The organism is Dietzia sp. JS16-p6b (genome assembly GCF_003052165.1).
Lineage (GTDB): Bacteria > Actinomycetota > Actinomycetes > Mycobacteriales > Mycobacteriaceae > Dietzia.
In genome coordinates, this window is the sequence record NZ_CP024869.1 from 2,670,153 (window position 1) to 2,684,698 (window position 14,546).

The following is a 14,546-nucleotide window of genomic DNA, read 5'->3' on the forward strand; positions in this document are numbered from 1 at the left end:
AGGGAGACAAGCGTTGGAGTCCACGACGGAGGGCCGGCACCGGGTCGGCGCGCTGGCCGGGATGCTGGTGCTGGAACTGGGGACCCTCATCGCGGGGCCCTTCGCCGGCCGCCTCCTGGGCGACATGGGCGCGCGGGTCGTCAAGATCGAGGATCCGGGCCGGCCGGACCCGCTGCGCACGTGGGGCCAGGGCGAGCGCGACGGTCGCCGCCACTTCTGGACCGTCCACGCACGCAACAAGGAGTCGATCACCCTCGACCTGCGCTGCGGAGACGGCGCGGCGATCTTCCTCGATCTCGTCGCCCGCGCCGACGTCGTGGTGGAGAACTTCCGCCCGGGCACCCTGGAGAGATGGGGCCTGGGGCCGGACAGGCTCCACGAGGTCAACCCCGGACTCGTGATCGGCCGGGTCTCCGGTTACGGCCAGAGCGGCCCCCACGCCGCCCGCGCGGGGTACGCCTCCGTCGCCGAGGGGGTCTCGGGTCTACGTCACCTCAACGGCTTCCCCGACATGCCCCCGCCGCGCATGGCCCTGTCCCTCGGCGACACCCTGGGCGGCATGTTCGCCGTCCAGGGCGTCCTCGCCGCGCTGCTGGCACGCGCCACCACCGGCCGCGGCCAGGTCGTGGACGTCGCGCTCACCGAGTCGTGCCTAGCGGTGCAGGAATCGGTGATCCCCGACTTCGACGCGGCGGGCGTGGTGCGCGGCCCGTCCGGCACCCGGTTGGAGGGGATCGCCCCGTCGAACCTCTACCGCGCCGCGGACGGGGTGTGGGTCATCATCGCCGCCAACCAGGACACCGTATTTCGGCGGTTGTGCGACGCGATGGGGCGACCCGGGCTCGCGCAGGACCCGCGCTTCGTCGACCACTCCGCGCGCGGGGTGCACCAGGACCAGATCGACGAGATCATCGCCGACTGGGCCGCGGAGCGCACGGCCGAGGAGATCGCCACCGTCCTGGAGGCGGCCGGCGTCGTGGTGGGGCCGGTCAACACCGTCGCGGACGTGGTCCGGGACGAGCAGTTCCTCGCACGCGACATGCTCGTTCCCCACACCGTGCCCGGGGTCGACGACACGGTCCTCGGCCCCGGCGTCGTCCCCGTGCTGGACGCCACCCCCGGGTCGGTGCGGCGCGGTGGGACGCCCGAGCCGGGGTTCGACAACGACGCGATCTACCGCGACCTGCTCGGCCTGGACGACGCGCGCCTGGCCGATCTGGCCGACCGCGGCGTCATCTGATCCGACCGCACGGACCAGCGCGGCGGGCAGGGTCAGCCAGCGGACGGGGTCAGCCGGCGGGCAGGGTCAGCCAACGGGCAGGGTCCAGTCGAACCGGTGGCCGTTGCCGTGCGCTCCCGCGGCGGTACGCGAGCGCGAGTCCTCCCCCAATTCGGCGAGCATCCGGTCGGACGCCCCGACGAGCGCGTGGAAGCATCCGGGGTCGAGCCAGTCGGGGCGGAGCGCGAACAGGACGTCCTCGGTGGCCGTGTTGCCAGAGGCACCGGGGGCGAACGGGCAGCCGCCGAGACCGCCGAGCGCCGCGTCCACCATCCGCGCGCCCGCGTCGACCGCGGCCAGCGTGTTGGCCACGCCCATCCCCCACGTGTCATGACCGTGGAAGACGATCCGCCGGTCGCCCGCCGGTTCGACGACGGCGGCGACGAGGTCCCGTACCTGACGCGGGTGGGCGTGACCGAGCGTGTCGGCCAGGACGACATCGACCGTTCCCTCCCCGCGCGGGTCGGCGACCAGCCGCAGCACCCGCTCCGGATCGACTGGGCCCGTGAAGGGGCAGGTGAACGCGGTCGCCAGGCAGAGCTGGACCGTCCCGCCGACCGAGGCGGCGGCCTGCACCGCATCGGGCAGCGCCGCCACACTCGTCTCGGTGTCGCGACCGATGTTGGCGGTGTTGTGCTCGTCGGTGACCGACAGGCAGTACTGGAAGCGGCGGACACCCGCGTCTGCCGCGCGGCGGACGTGCCCCGGCGTGGCCACCCACACCCAGCAGCGGTCCCGCTCGTCCTCGTCCAGGGCCGCGACGACGTCGAGCGTGTCCGCGAGCGCCGGGACGAGATCCGGCCGGGCCATGGACCCCACCTCGAGATCCGGCACACCGAGCCCGAGCAGCGTCCGCACGAGCGTCACCTTGGACGCGGTGGACAGCCGACCGTCGGTGAGCTGCAGTCCGTCGCGCAGGGCCACGTCGCGGACGGCGACCGTCCTCGTCGGGTAGCTGTCCATGAGGACATCCTCTCCTATCCGGGCACGATGGGTGGTGGTGAGCGGGGCTGCGAGCGCGCGGGGCCCGCGGCATTTCGAGGCGGCGGCCGCCGCCTCGAAATGCCGCGGGCCCCGCGCCGGAATCCGGTCACGGGGCCCTGCGGGCGCGAGATCAACTCACTGGGAGTCGGCGCCCGCCTCGAGGAGCTTGGAGATCGCCGAGGGATCGACCGGGATACCGGGACCGGTCGTGGTGGAGACGGTGATCTTCTGCAGGTAGCGGCCCTTGGACGAGGACGGCTTGAGGCGCAGGACCTCGTCGATCGCGGCCTGGTAGTTCTCCGTGAGCTGCTCGGTGGAGAACGATGCCTTACCCACGATGAAGTGCAGGTTGTTGGCCTTGTCGGTGCGGAAGGTGACCTTGCCGCCCTTGATGTCGCTGACGGCCTTGGTCACGTCCATGGTGACCGTGCCCGTCTTGGGGTTGGGCATGAGGCCACGCGGGCCCAGCACGCGGGCCACACGGCCGACCTTGGCCATCTGGTCCGGGGTGGCGATCGCCGCGTCGAAGTCCAGCCAGCCGCCCTGGATCCGCTCGATGAGGTCGTCGGAGCCCACGACGTCAGCACCGGCGGCCTCGGCCTCGGTGGCCTTCTCACCCGCGGCGAAGACGATGACGCGGGCGGTCTTACCGGTGCCGTTCGGAAGATTGACGGTGCCACGGACCATCTGGTCCGCCTTGCGGGAGTCGACGCCAAGTCGCATGGCGACCTCGACGGTGGCGTCCATCTTCGTCGAGGAGGTGTCCTTGGCCAGGGCCAGGGCATCCAGAGGCGAGTACAGCTTGGTGCGGTCGACCTTCTCAGCTGCGGCCTTGTAGGCCTTGCTGTTCTTGCTCATGAGATTTCCATTCCTGTCGCATGGTTACCGCGACGGTCGGGTGTGGTGCGGGCCTGAGCTGCCCTCCCACGGTGATGTGTGGTGGTAGGTCAGGCCTCGACCGTGATGCCCATGGAGCGGGCGGTTCCGGCGATGATCTTCGCGGCCTGGTCGACGTCGTTGGCGTTGAGGTCTTCCATCTTGGTCTGGGCGATCTCGCGGATCTGGTCCATGGAGACCTTGCCGACCTTCGCGGAGTGCGGCGTGCCCGACCCCTTCTGCAGGCCCGCGGCCTTGAGCAGGAGCTTGGCGGCCGGCGGCGTCTTGAGCTTGAAGTCGAACGAACGGTCTTCGTAGACCGTGATCTCGACCGGCACGACGTTTCCGCGCTGGTTCTCGGTGGCGGCGTTGTAGGCCTTGCAGAACTCCATGATGTTCACACCATGGGCACCCAGAGCGGGGCCGACGGGCGGTGCCGGGTTGGCTGCGCCGGCGTTGATCTGGAGCTTGATCAGCCCTGAGACCTTCTTCTTCTTGGGAGGCATCGTCTTCCTCAGTCTTCCTGATTCTTCGACTGGATCTCGGCTCCACGCTGTACACGTGGGAGGCCGACTGTCGTGTGCGCGCACGCGCAACCTTGGCGATTCTACGCGCGGGATCGGGTTGATCCCTAATCGCGGCCGTAACGACGCGACCCGCCACGCGCGGTGTGCACGAGGCGGGGGCGTCCGGGTGACCGGGAGCGTCAGTCGATCTTCTCGACCTGGGAGAATCCCAGCTCCACCGGGGTCTCGCGACCGAAGATGGAGACGAGCACCTTGAGCTTCTGCGAGGTCGGATCGACCTCCGAGATGCTGGCGGGAAGGGTGGCGAACGGGCCGTCCATGACGGTGACCGATTCGCCGACCGTGAACTCCACCTCGACGGCCTGCGGGACCAGGCCACCCTCGGCCTCGCCGCCGGGGGCGGCGGCCTTCTTCTCCGGCTTGGGGGCCAGGAACTTGGCCACGTCGCTCAGGGAGAGCGGGGTGGGCGCTCCGGCCGCACCCCCGGTCGCACTGACGAATCCGGTGACCCCGGGGGTGTTGCGGACGACGCCCCACGACTCGTCGTCCAGGTCCATGCGGACCAGCACGTACCCGGGCAGGACCTTACGGTTGGCGACCTTCTTCTGGCCGTTCTTGACCTCGGTGTACTCCTCGATCGGGACCTCGACCTGGTAGATCTTGTCCTCGGCCCCGAGGGTGACCGCACGCGTCTCGAGGTTGGCCTTGACCTTGTTCTCGTAGCCCGCGTACGAGTGGATGACGAACCAGTCGCCGGGGAGCTTGCGGAGCTGACGTTTGAAGGCGATGACGGGGTCGATCGCGGGCGCCGCCGCCTCGGTGGGGGCATCGGCCTCGTCGGACCCGGCGGCGTCCTCGGACTCGGTGGCGTCGTCGGTCTCGTCGGTGGCCGCGACGGCGTCGATGGCGTCGGCGACGGCGTCCGCGGTCGGCGGGACCGCCGCGTCGGAGGGGTCCGCCGACGTGTCGCCGAGCACCGCGTCCGCCTCGGTCTCGGCCTGCTCGGCGGCGGCCGGGCTCTGCTCGACGTCCTCGGACTCGGGGCTCTGCTCGATGTCGCTCACGGAAAATGCGGTCCTCTCGAAGTTCGGCGGTCCGGTTCTCGCCCCGGACCTCCAGCGGCGGGTGTCAGCGGTCGAAGACGAGCTCGACGAGCTTGCCCGCGCCGAAGTCGACGCCGGAGACCAGCGCGGTCATGAAGATCAGGAACAGGAACACCACGATGGTGTAGGTGACCATCTGGTTGCGCGTGGGCCAGATGACCTTACGCAGTTCCTCGACGACCTGCCCGATGTACTGGAACGGGTTGGCGCGGTTGTTCCGCGTGTCCTCGGCGGTGTCCGCATCGGTGCGGACCCGACTGGCGACGGTGGTGTCACCCCGGCCGGCCTTGCCGGTCGGGACAGGGGCACCGGTGGGGCCGGCCGCGCCGTCGGAACCGCGCGCGCCGCTGGTGTCGTCGTCGCGATCCTGACTCACGCGGTACCTCCGGGTCGACTGTGGCTGGCGGGAAGGGCAGGGGCGACAGGACTTGAACCTGCAACCTGCGGTTTTGGAGACCGCTGCTCTGCCAATTGAGCTACGCCCCTTCGGCCGGTCGCCCGGCCACCCGTGCCGTCTCGCGAATCGCGGACCGCACGAACGCCTCGACTCTACAGTGTCGGCGGCTGCCTGAGGCAGCGTGGGCCGCGACCGCGGGCGGTCGGGCGTGGCAAGTGTACGACAGGCCCGGCAGTGGCCCTAAATCGCGACGGTGACGATCGCCTTGCCGAACACCTTGGCCCCGCCGCAGGTCACGACGAGTCCGACATCCGCCGTGGAGCCGTCGTCGGAGACCTTCTTCACCGCACCGCCCACCTCGAGCACGGCCGGGGCGTCGGCGGGCACCACCACCGGTCCGGCGAACCGGATCGAGGTTCCCACGACCCGGTCCGCACCCCCGGCCCAGTCGGCCACGACCCCGATCGCCAGGGCCGAGGTGAGCATCCCGTGCGCGATCACGCCGGGCAGACCGAGCTCGCGGGCGGCGTCGTCGTCCAGGTGGATGGGGTTGTGGTCGCCCGAGGCGTCCGCGTACCGGCGGAGATCCTCGCGCGAGATCTCGAGGCTGCGGGCACCGATCGGCTCGCCCGGTTCCGGTCGCCTCGTCGTCGTCGGATCGCCTGTCGTCATCCCTCGACCTCCGCGGTGAGCAGCGCACTGGACAGGGTCTGGACGGCGGTGCCGGACGGGTCGCGCAGCACCGTGTCGAACCCGATCATGCGCCCGCCGCGCGCGGACCGGACGCCGGTGACCGTCGCGGTGGCGGTGAGGACGTCACCGACCACGATGGGCCGGTGGTGCACGGACGACTGGGCGGTGTGCAGGGTGCGCGACAGGTCGATCCGCAGGTCCGGGTGTCCCATCACCGCGCGCTGGACCGGCGCCGTGAGGGCGGCGGCCAGGGTGGCAGGGGCCTGACCGGGGGGCGCGCCGACGGCCTCGGCGAACCGCGTCACCACCTCCGCGGTGACGGTGACGGGGTCGCCGGTGACGACGAGGACGTGGTCGTCTGCGTTGTCTGTGCTCACACCGGCCGACGCTACCCCAGCCCGTCCGCACCAAACCGCCGATGCGACAGGGGTACGGCTCCTACGGTGGGGACAGTCGACCAGGGAGAGCGCCCGTGAGCCAGAACGACCAGGCAGCACACGATCGAGACGAACACGGGGTCGCGGGCGGCGGCCCCGAGGGGTCCGCCCCGGTGGCGGGCCACGGCGGCTCCCACGCCACCGCCGTCGCCGCCGCCCACGGCGTGCGGACGATGTTCACCCTCTCCGGAGCGCACGTCTTCCCCATGTACGACGCGGCGGAGAAGGAGGACCACGGGATCTCCCTGCTCGACGTCCGGCACGAGCAGACCGCCGCGTTCGCCGCCGAGGCCACCGGCAAACTCACACGCTCCCCCGGCCTGGCGGTGCTCACCGCCGGCCCGGGCGTGACCAACGGGATCAGCGCGATCTCCCAGGCGTCGTTCTCCGGCGCCCCGATGGTCGTGCTGGGCGGTCGCGCCCCCGCGGGCCGCTGGGGCACCGGCAGCCTCCAGGAGTTCGACCACGTCCCACTGGTGCGGTCGGTGACGGTGTCCGCCGAGACGGCCCGCGACACCACCGACATCGCGGGCGCCACCCACCGCGCCTTCACGGCCGCACGCTCCGCCCATCGTGGGCCGGCGTTCCTGGACGTCCACATGGACCACTTCTTCGACCAGTGCGAGTCCGTTCGACCGGGACCGGGTTCCGGGCCCACCCCGGACCGCTCCCCCGACACCGACGCGGTCGACCGGATCGCCGACCTGGTGGTGGGCGCGCGGCGGCCCGTCCTCGTGGTGGGCTCCGACGTCTGGGCGGACGGCGCCGAGCTCGCGGCGCTGCGCTGCGTGGACACTCTCGGACTGCCCGCGATCCCCAACGGCATGGGCCGGGGGATCCTCCCCGCGGGGCACCCCCTCCTGGTGTCCAAGGCGCGCGGACTGGCCTTCGGGAACGCCGACCTCGTCGTGGTGGTGGGGACCCCACTGGACTTCCGCCTGGGCTATGGCGTGTTCGGAGGGAAGGACGGGGCCGAGCCCGCGACGGTCGTGCACATCGCCGATTCCCAGGGCCAGCTCAGTAGACACGCGGACCCCGCCGTCGCCACGGCCGGCGACCTGGGCCTGGTGATGGACGCACTGACCGAGGCGGTCCACCGTCGACCGGGGAGGCCGGACTGGAGCGCGTGGACCCGGTCGCTGCGGGAGAAGGCGGACGCCACCCACGCCGCCGACCTGGAGCTGTTCGGAGCGACCGCCGATCCCGTCCACCCCGCCCGGATCTATGGAGAGCTGCTGCCGCGGTTGGCCGAGGACGCCGTCGTGATCGGCGACGGCGGCGACTTCGTCTCCTTCGCCGGCAAGTTCATCGAGCCCGCCCGACCCGGGAACTGGCTGGACCCGGGGCCGTTCGGCTGCCTCGGCGCGGGCCTGGGCGCCGCGATCGCCGCCCGGATCGCCCGGCCGTCGAGCCAGGTGGTGCTCCTGCTCGGCGACGGTGCCGCCGGATTCTCGCTGATCGACGTGGACACCCTCGTCCGTCACAACCTGCCCGTGGTGATGGTCATGGGCAACAACGGCGCGTGGGGACTGGAGAAGGGGCCGATGCAGATGCTGTACGGCTACGACGTGATCGCCGACCTCGCGCCCCGCACCCGGTACGACGAGGTGGTCAGAGCACTCGGTGGTGCGGGAGAGATGGTCACCGATCCGACCCGGATCGGTCCGGCGCTGGACCGCGCGTTCGCCAGCGGGGTGCCGTACCTGGTCAACGTCGTGACGGACGTGGAGGCCGGGTATCCCAGGTCCACGTTCGGGGTGTGAGCGCCGGTCAGGACACGACGATCCGGTAGAGCAGCTCCGGCCGGCCGCGGCCCCCGTACCGGTGCGAGACGTCGACGGCGCCGTTGCGGTGCAGGTGATCGAGATAGCGGCGCACGGTCGCGCGGGAGGCGCCGCTCGCGCGCGCGACCTCGGCGGCCGAGTGCCCGGCGCCGTCGTCCAGTGCGGCCAGGACCGCGTTCAGCGTCGGCTCGGACAGGCCCTTGGGTAGCCGCTCCGGGGCACGGTTGCCCGGAGCGGGGACCGGGCCGACGGGCGCCGTGGCCGAACCGGGGGGCGCCGTGGGCCCACCGGCCGTCCCCCTCCTAAGCAAGGCATCGATCTCCCCCTGGCCGAACGAGTCGAGCTCAGCGGGTGGCCCGGCGCCGAATTCGGAGCGGAACCGCTCCAGTCGGTCCACCATCGCCGCCCTCGTGAACGGCTTGACCAGGTATCCGGCGACCTGCCCGGACAGCGCCTGCCGGACGGTGACGCGGTCCCGGAGAGAACTCACCACGATCACACTGATCCGGCGGCGGGAGATCGTCCTGATCCGGTGCAACACCTCGATACCGCTGAACCCCGGCAACCCGATGTCGAGCAGCACCAGGTCGATCCCGCCACCGGCCACCCACCCCACCGCCGCCTGCCCGTCGCCCACCGCGGCGACCACGGTGAAGCCCGCGACCCCCTCCACGTGGCGACTGTGCAGGCGCCGCGCCACGGGGTCGTCATCGACGATCAGGGTCCGGATGGCGCGGCCGCCCTGTCCCTCGCCCGTCATCGTCTCCTCCGCAACCGCGCGGTGACCAGCGCCCCGCCGGCCGGGGATCTGCCCACTTCGATCTCCCCGTCACGATCCCGCACGATCTGCCAGACCACCGCCAGGCCGACGCCGCGGGTCGCGTGCCCGGCACCCGGGGCCTTGGTGGAGTACCCGTGCTCCATCATCATCGGCAGCGCCTCGGGGTCCAACCCCGGCCCGTCATCACCCACGGCGACCTCGGTGCCGAACTCGTCCGCCAGCACCAGAACGTGGACGTGGCCCCCGGGACCCGCGGCCTCGATTGCGTTGATCACCAGATTCGCGATCAGCGAGACGTCGTCCGCCCCGAGCTCACCCGCACTCGTCGAGGTCAGGGGGTCGATCTCCAGCCGACCTCCCCGCGACCGGTACTCCGCGGCCATCTCACCCAACACCGCGCGCAGGCGCGGGTCCTCGACACCCCCGTCGCGGGTACCCGCGCCGGTGACCGGGGCGAGCTCCGCCAGATAGTCGAGCGCCGCGTCGGACTCGCCGCTCTCGACGAGCCCGTACACCGCGTGGATCCGGGTCCGGAACTCGTGTGTCTGTTCGCGGAGCGCCCTGGACAATCGTCGCTGCTCTCCCAGTTCGGCGTTCTCCGCCTCCAGCCTGCGGACCCGGCCGCCGATCGCCGCGGAGACACCGGCGGCCCCGGTCAGCCCGACCAGCACCGCCAGCAGCACCCACGGCGCCATGGCCGTGAGACTGGACCGCAGGTCGGCGGCGATCTCCGATTCCAGGACCCCCACCGAGGCCGCACCCACGACGAGCCCGCCGCGGTACACCGGGACCTTGGCGCGCAGTGTCGGACCGAGGGTCCCCTCCTCGGTGCCGACGAAGGTGGCCCCCGCCAGCACGTCCGACGGGTCGGTCGAGACCGGCCGGCCGCGTTCCGCGGGCACAGGGTGGGTGATCCGGATCCCTCGCGCGTCGCTGATCACCACGTAGTCGACCCCGGACGCCTGCTGGATCAGCTCGGTCAGCGGTTGCAGCTCCTGCTCCGCGTCCTCGCTCCCGATGGCGTCCCGCACCTGGTCGAGCTCCGCGAGGCTGCGCGCGACCGCGAGGACCCGCTCGGTCGTGGCCTCGCGAACCTGCCGCTCCTGGACCCGGGCGGCGGCATAGGCCGTCAGTCCCACGCAGGTCACCACCACCGCGAACTGGATCACCACCACGACGAGGCGGAACCGCCGCTCGAGCAGCCACTCCGAGTACCGCGCCACCCCGCTCCTCTCCTCGTTCGTGAGCATCAATGAGCACAAAGACTAGTTGTGCCCCACATCACACGTCGCCGATCCATGCTCAGCCCATACCCCGGTGGCACTCACGCCACCGGACATCTGGAAGGACCGTTGATGCGACACCCCCTTGCCCGCATCCTGACCGCAGTACTCGCTGTCGGGCTCACCACGGCCGCGGCGACCGACGCCAGCCGCTCCGGAGGCGGTGACAACCCCCGGACCCAACTGGCCATCATCGCACCGGCCGCCCCCGGCGGCGGATGGGACACGTTCGGCAGAGAAGCCCAGCAGGCCCTCATGACCAACGGGATCGTCAACGCCGTGCGGGTCCGCAACGTCCCGGGCGCGGCCGGCACCATCGGGCTGACCCAGTTCGTCCAGCTCGCCGGGCGTACCGATTCCCTGCTGGTCACCGGCGGCGTGATGGTGGGTGGGGTGATCCTGCAGGATTCCGACGCCACGCTCGAGGACACGACGCCGATCGCCCGTCTGGCCGACGACTACAACGTGCTGGTGGTCCCCGCGGACTCCCCGTATCAGACGCTCGAGGAGTTCCTGGCGGCGTGGCGGGAGCATCCGGGGATGGCGATCGCGGGCGGATCGCTCGGGAGCATCGACCATCTGCTCACGGGCATGCTCGCCGAGGCCGCCGGGATCGACCCGGCCCATATCAACTACATCGCCTACTCCGGGGGCGGCGAGGTCGTGAGGTCGATGATCAGCGGGTCCGCGGTCGGCGCGATCTCCGGAGCCAACGACTTCGACGCCCAGATCGAGGCGGGCGAGCTCCGCGCGCTCGGGGTCTCGTCGGCGACCCCGGTCGCGGAGCTGTCCACCCCGACCTTCATCGAGCAGGGCGTGGACGTGTCCATGTCGAACTGGCGCGGGCTGGTCGCCCCACCCGGCATCTCTGACGAGGTCAGGGACGAGCTCATCGCGATCATCGCGGAGATGCGCGAGACCGGGGAATGGCGCGACACCCTCGAGCGCAACAACTGGACCGACGAGTTCATGGCAGGTGACGAGTTCGCCCGGTTCCTCGACGCGGAGATCGCCACGACCGAAGACATCATCAGGGAGTTGGGACAATGACACTCGTAACCGACCAGGCGAGCGCGGGGGGCACGACGGCCCCGTCGGCCCCGGCCGCCCCGCCCACCGACCGTCGCCGCTGGTGGCGTCAGCGGACCGAGCTCGGGTTCGCCGCGGGCGTCCTCGCGATCGCCGCGTTCATGATCGTGCAGACCATCACCATGGACGTCCCCGAGGGAGTGGGAGCACCCGGGCCGCGGTTCTTCCCCGGCCTGGTGGCCGGCTTCCTGATCCTGACCGGCGGACTGCTGGCGATCAACGTCATCCGCACCCCCCGGCACACCGCGGCCACCTCGACCATGGGCCAGCTGTCCACCGACATGCTCGAGGACCTGGCCTCGATCGACGATCCCGTCGACTCCCCCACCACCACCACCGCGCCCGCGGCTGCCGGCGGCTCGGACTACGTGCCCGTCGACTACCGCACCACCGGGATCGTGATCGCCGGCCTCGTCGGGTTCGCGATCCTCCTCCAGCCCGTCGGCTGGTTGATCACCGCCAGCGCGCTGTTCTGGATCGTCAGCCGCGCACTGGGGAGCAGGCGACCGGTCTTCGACATCGCGGTCTCGGTGATCTTCGCCTCCGTCATCCAGATCGCCTTCTCGGCCGGGCTCGGCCTGGGGCTGCCCGCCGGAATCCTGGAAGGAGTCGTGCCGTGGAGCAACTGAGCCTGCTGGGTGACGGCATGGCCGGGGTGCTCACCCCGATGAACCTCACCCTCCTGCTGATCGGTGCCCTCCTCGGCACCGCGGTCGGCGTCCTTCCGGGACTCGGCTCCGCGATGGCGGTCGCCCTGCTCCTGCCGGTCACCTTCACGCTCGACCCGACCGGCGCCTTCATCATGTTCGCCAGCATCTACTTCGGCGGACTGTTCGGTGACTCGACCTCCGGGATCCTGCTCAACACACCCGGCAACTCGTCGGCCATAGCCACGACGTTCGAAGGGCACCGGATGGCCATGAGCGGCCGGGCGGCCAAGGCCCTGGGGATCTCGGCGATCGGCGCCTTCACCGGCGGCATGATCGCGTGCGCGTGCGTCGTGATGTTCTCCCCCTACCTGATCGTCCTCGCCCGGGCGTTCTCGTCACCCGAGTACTTCGCCCTCGCGGTGTTCGCCTTCGTCGCCATCTCGGCCGTCGTCGCCGAGTCCGTCGTGAGGGGACTGGCCGCGCTCGGCCTGGGGCTCGCGCTCGCCCTGGTCGGCACCGACTCGATGACCGGCACCCAGCGCTTCACCCTGGACACCCCGTCACTGTTCGAGGGCATCTCGATCATCGTGATCACCGTGGGACTGCTGGCCCTCGGCGAAGTCCTGCACCAGGCGTCGCGGATCCGCCGTGAGGCGACCGTCGGCGGTCCGGTGGCCACCGAGGGCTCCCCGTTCCCGACCCGCAAGGAGATGCGCAGAATCTGGCCGGCGTTCCTCCGGGGCACCGCGTTCGGCCTGCCCTTCGGCACGATCCCGGTCGGCGGGTCCGAGGTCCCGACGTTCCTCGCCTACGGCACCGAGAAGGCCCTGGCCGCGCGGCGGCACGACCCCGACTTCGGCACCCGCGGCGCGCTCCAGGGCGTCGCCGCTCCCGAGGCCGCGGGCAACGCCACCGCCGGCAGCGCGATGGGCGCGCTGCTCGTCCTGGGCCTGCCGACCTCGGCGACGGCCGCCATGATGCTGGCCGCGTTCCAGCAGTACGGGATGCAGCCCGGCCCCATGCTCTTCGAGACGAGTGCCGCGCTGGTCTGGCCGCTGCTCGCCAGCCTGTTCGTCGGCCTGATCATCCTGCTGGTCATCAACCTGCCGTTCGCGGCCGTCTGGGCGAAGCTGCTGCTGATCCCCCGCCACTACCTGTACGCCGGCGTGACGGTGATCGCGATGCTCGGCACCTACGCGATCTCCTCCTCTACACTGGACCTGTGGATGGTGATCGCGATCGGCATCCTGGGATTCGTCATGCGCCGGTTCTCGATCCCGCTGGCCCCGGTCCTGATCGCCGCGATCCTCGGCCCGCTGGCCGAGCTCGAGCTGCGTCGGTCGCTGGCACAGTCCGAGGGCGACGTGTCGATCCTGGTCTCGTCGAACATCACCCTCGCGCTCTACGGCCTGCTGGCCGTGGCCGTGGCGGCGAGCATCATCCAGCACACCCGGTACCGTCGTCGTCGCCGCCGGGAGGCCGCGGCGGAGTTGGAGGCCGCCGCACGGTAGGGATCGTGGACACGACGAAGGCCGCCCACGACGCGTGGGCGGCCTTCGTGATCCTGATCGGTACCGGTGGGGGGACTCGATCCCCCGACCTCACGATTATGAGTCGTGCGCTCTAACCAGCTGAGCTACACCGGCATGCGCTGCCAGTCGGGCGATCGGGCCGCCCCGCACAGTGCGAGCCCCCTGACGGAATCGAACCGTCGACCTTTTCCTTACCATGGAAACGCTCTGCCGACTGAGCTAAGGGGGCCGGCCACCCTGGGTCGCGAAGCGCTCCGCGGCTCGGGGTGAAAGCCTCTAGCAGATTACACACAGGCTCGAACGGGGCACAAATCGCCCGGTGGAGCGGGGTCGAGGCCCCGCTGGCAGGATGTGGGGCATGCGCATCTCCGTGGTCGTCCCCGTCCTCGACGACGCCCACGAGCTCGCCGGGTGCCTCGCGGCCCTGCACGGCCAGACGAGGCCGCCGGACGAGATCGTCGTGGTGGACAACGGATGCTCCGACACGAGTGCGGACGTCGCCCGCGAGGCCGGCGCGCGAGTGGTGACCGAGCCGGTCCGGGGCATCCCCTCGGCCGCCGCCGCCGGCTACGACCGGGCCTCGGGCGACGTGATCGCCCGCCTGGACGCGGACTCCCGCCCGGGCCCGGACTGGATGCAGCGGATCGAGAGCGCGTTCGCCGAGGACCCGGGTCTCGTGGCGCTCTCGGGCCCCGGCGAGTTCATCGGACTGAGCGGGTGGCGGGCCCGCGCCGCGCAGCTGCTCTACATGGACGCCTACTTCTTCTCCGTCGGCGCCGCGGTGGCCCATCCTGTGCTGTTCGGGTCCAATCTGGCGATGCGTCGCACGGCCTGGGAGCGCGTCCGCGAGGGAGTCGACCGGTCGGACCCGGAACTGCACGACGACATCGACCTGTCGTTCCAGTTCGGCGCCGACGACCGGCTGCGGGTGGACAGGTCGCTGACCGTGGGCATCTCCGCGCGTCCGTTCGACGATCCGGCCGCGATGCGCCGACGCTTCTCCCGTGCGTTCCGGACGATCGCGCGCAACTGGCGCACCTCGCCGCCCTCTCAGCGCTGGATGGAGCGCCTGCGGCGCTGAGTCGGCCGGAGCGCGTGCGGCGCTGAGTCGGCCGGAGCGCGTGCGGCGCT

The 14,546-nt window shown here is 71.3% G+C and carries 15 protein-coding genes and 3 tRNA genes; 6 read left to right on the forward strand and 12 right to left on the reverse strand.

Translation table 11 applies throughout. The features are described from left to right. The first annotated feature begins 61 nt into the window (after window positions 1–61). Window positions 62–1,240: a CaiB/BaiF CoA-transferase family protein gene (locus CT688_RS12205; protein WP_107758181.1), complete on the forward strand. Its 1,179-nt coding sequence runs from the start codon at window positions 62–64 to the stop codon at window positions 1,238–1,240. A 66-nt stretch (window positions 1,241–1,306) separates the two neighbouring features. Here the strand turns inward: CT688_RS12205 and CT688_RS12210 are convergent, their stop codons facing one another. The 8 genes from CT688_RS12210 to hadA all read right to left on the reverse strand — a co-directional run bounded on the left by CT688_RS12210 (window position 1,307) and on the right by hadA (window position 6,236). Next, window positions 1,307–2,242: a hydroxymethylglutaryl-CoA lyase gene (locus CT688_RS12210; protein ID WP_107757111.1), complete on the reverse strand. Its 936-nt coding sequence runs from the start codon at window positions 2,240–2,242 to the stop codon at window positions 1,307–1,309. Window positions 2,243–2,398: 156 nt separating this feature from the next. Further along, on the reverse strand, window positions 2,399–3,121 hold the full coding sequence (gene rplA / locus CT688_RS12215; RefSeq protein WP_107757112.1) for a 50S ribosomal protein L1: 723 nt from the start codon (window positions 3,119–3,121) through the stop codon (window positions 2,399–2,401). A gap of 89 nt (window positions 3,122–3,210) precedes the next feature. Further along, entirely contained in the window at window positions 3,211–3,645 is a 435-nt protein-coding gene (gene rplK / locus CT688_RS12220) for a 50S ribosomal protein L11 (RefSeq protein WP_017838122.1), read from the reverse strand. Window positions 3,646–3,845: 200 nt separating this feature from the next. Further along, window positions 3,846–4,730, reverse strand: a complete 885-nt coding sequence (gene nusG, locus CT688_RS12225) for a transcription termination/antitermination protein NusG (RefSeq protein WP_107757113.1) — start codon at window positions 4,728–4,730, stop codon at window positions 3,846–3,848. A 64-nt stretch (window positions 4,731–4,794) separates the two neighbouring features. After that, window positions 4,795–5,145 carry a preprotein translocase subunit SecE gene (gene secE / locus CT688_RS12230; RefSeq protein WP_107757114.1) on the reverse strand — a complete coding sequence of 117 codons (351 nt, stop codon included), beginning with the start codon at window positions 5,143–5,145 and terminating at the stop codon, window positions 4,795–4,797. A 37-nt stretch (window positions 5,146–5,182) separates the two neighbouring features. Further along, a tRNA-Trp gene (locus CT688_RS12235) sits at window positions 5,183–5,255 on the reverse strand. 151 nt (window positions 5,256–5,406) lie between these two features. Continuing rightward, window positions 5,407–5,838, reverse strand: coding sequence for a MaoC/PaaZ C-terminal domain-containing protein (locus tag CT688_RS12240; protein WP_107757115.1), 432 nt, complete (start codon window positions 5,836–5,838; stop codon window positions 5,407–5,409). After that, complete coding sequence (gene hadA, locus CT688_RS12245) at window positions 5,835–6,236, reverse strand: (3R)-hydroxyacyl-ACP dehydratase subunit HadA (RefSeq protein WP_107757116.1); 402 nt, start codon at window positions 6,234–6,236, stop codon at window positions 5,835–5,837. Before hadA ends, CT688_RS12240 begins: the two co-directional genes overlap by 4 nt. A 95-nt stretch (window positions 6,237–6,331) precedes the next feature. Between hadA and CT688_RS12250 the strand changes: the two genes are divergently transcribed. Further along, window positions 6,332–8,059, forward strand: a complete 1,728-nt coding sequence (locus tag CT688_RS12250; protein WP_231750318.1) for an acetolactate synthase — start codon at window positions 6,332–6,334, stop codon at window positions 8,057–8,059. Between the two features lie 7 nt (window positions 8,060–8,066). Here the strand turns inward: CT688_RS12250 and CT688_RS12255 are convergent, their stop codons facing one another. Together CT688_RS12255 and CT688_RS12260 are read right to left on the reverse strand one after the other, a co-directional pair. Further along, the gene (locus CT688_RS12255; RefSeq protein WP_107757117.1) at window positions 8,067–8,840 is read right to left on the reverse strand and encodes a response regulator; all 774 of its coding nucleotides are present in this window, start codon (window positions 8,838–8,840) and stop codon (window positions 8,067–8,069) included. Continuing rightward, on the reverse strand, window positions 8,837–10,111 hold the full coding sequence (locus CT688_RS12260) for an ATP-binding protein (protein ID WP_107757118.1): 1,275 nt from the start codon (window positions 10,109–10,111) through the stop codon (window positions 8,837–8,839). The genes CT688_RS12255 and CT688_RS12260 overlap by 4 nt, the downstream gene beginning before the upstream one ends. A 105-nt stretch (window positions 10,112–10,216) precedes the next feature. Here CT688_RS12260 and CT688_RS12265 point away from each other — a divergent pair, with 105 nt between their 5' ends. From CT688_RS12265 to CT688_RS12275, 3 genes are read left to right on the forward strand one after another with little or no spacing between them, the layout of a single operon-like run. Next, a complete protein-coding gene (locus CT688_RS12265) occupies window positions 10,217–11,194 on the forward strand; it encodes a tripartite tricarboxylate transporter substrate binding protein (RefSeq protein ID WP_107757119.1) in 978 nt (325 codons plus the stop codon). Then, window positions 11,191–11,862, forward strand: coding sequence for a tripartite tricarboxylate transporter TctB family protein (locus tag CT688_RS12270; protein ID WP_107757120.1), 672 nt, complete (start codon window positions 11,191–11,193; stop codon window positions 11,860–11,862). Before CT688_RS12265 ends, CT688_RS12270 begins: the two co-directional genes overlap by 4 nt. Next, window positions 11,850–13,394, forward strand: a complete 1,545-nt coding sequence (locus CT688_RS12275) for a tripartite tricarboxylate transporter permease (RefSeq protein ID WP_107757121.1) — start codon at window positions 11,850–11,852, stop codon at window positions 13,392–13,394. The genes CT688_RS12270 and CT688_RS12275 overlap by 13 nt, the downstream gene beginning before the upstream one ends. Window positions 13,395–13,455: 61 nt before the next feature. On the opposite strand, the gene CT688_RS12280 is transcribed toward CT688_RS12275, so the two are convergent. Together CT688_RS12280 and CT688_RS12285 are read right to left on the reverse strand one after the other, a co-directional pair. Beyond that, window positions 13,456–13,529 (reverse strand) — tRNA-Met (locus CT688_RS12280). A 42-nt stretch (window positions 13,530–13,571) separates the two neighbouring features. Beyond that, window positions 13,572–13,644: transfer RNA gene (locus CT688_RS12285), tRNA-Thr, on the reverse strand. A 129-nt stretch (window positions 13,645–13,773) separates the two neighbouring features. On the opposite strand from CT688_RS12285, the gene CT688_RS12290 reads away from it, so the two are divergent. Further along, window positions 13,774–14,496 carry a glycosyltransferase family 2 protein gene (locus tag CT688_RS12290; RefSeq protein ID WP_107757122.1) on the forward strand — a complete coding sequence of 241 codons (723 nt, stop codon included), beginning with the start codon at window positions 13,774–13,776 and terminating at the stop codon, window positions 14,494–14,496. The last annotated feature ends 50 nt before the right edge of the window (window positions 14,497–14,546 follow it).